A 526-nucleotide genomic window follows, 5' to 3' on the forward strand; every position below is an offset into this window, starting at 1 on the left:
AGTGCCCACCGTGTGGCGAGAGGAACTTGGTGACGATTGGGAAAATGTTTGGGAGACCTACCGGCACACGCTCGGTAACCTGACCCTGACCGGTTATAACTCGGAATACGCTAACCGCAGCCGCTGCCAGCCATGGAGAGCGAAGCGAAGGCTGGTAGACCCCAGTAGCCGCGAGGCCGCACTGCTTACCCGTCGTGCGCATAGCGCCAGAGGGGAAGCAAAGTAGGCATCCAAACGCGGCGTCCAGTCATTGGGAGACAAGTACGGAGCAGCAACGAGCTTGCGAAGTTGTTGCGTAGTGCTTGGTGACCAGGACGGCTGGGGCACCAATAGGTTGTCAAAGGCCGAGTCGATTTTGGGGACTGGGATGTCCCAAAATCTATCACGAGGCCGAAGACACACTTGTTTGCCGAGAAGTGCAATATCGAAGGTGGCTTTGCCCAGAGTCCATTGCACCTGAACAAGAACCTGGGGGCGGAAGGAACCTGGAATAAGGACGCCATTGAGGGGCGGGCTGCCTGGCTTG

The 526-nt window shown here is 57.8% G+C and carries 2 protein-coding genes; one reads left to right on the top strand and one right to left on the bottom strand.

The window, feature by feature from the left end; translation table 11 throughout:
- The first annotated feature begins 10 nt into the window (after positions 1-10).
- Positions 11-226, top strand: a complete 216-nt coding sequence (locus ACOCD2_RS25860; protein WP_419594391.1) for a GmrSD restriction endonuclease domain-containing protein — start codon at positions 11-13, stop codon at positions 224-226.
- Here the strand turns inward: ACOCD2_RS25860 and ACOCD2_RS25865 are convergent.
- On the bottom strand, positions 186-386 hold the full coding sequence (locus ACOCD2_RS25865) for a hypothetical protein (protein WP_294032265.1): 201 nt from the start codon (positions 384-386) through the stop codon (positions 186-188). The genes ACOCD2_RS25860 and ACOCD2_RS25865 overlap by 41 nt on opposite strands.
- Between the last annotated feature and the right edge of the window lie 140 nt (positions 387-526).

It is taken from the genome of Thiolapillus sp. (assembly GCF_048562965.1).
Lineage (GTDB): Bacteria > Pseudomonadota > Gammaproteobacteria > Chromatiales > Chromatiaceae > Thiolapillus > Thiolapillus brandeum_A.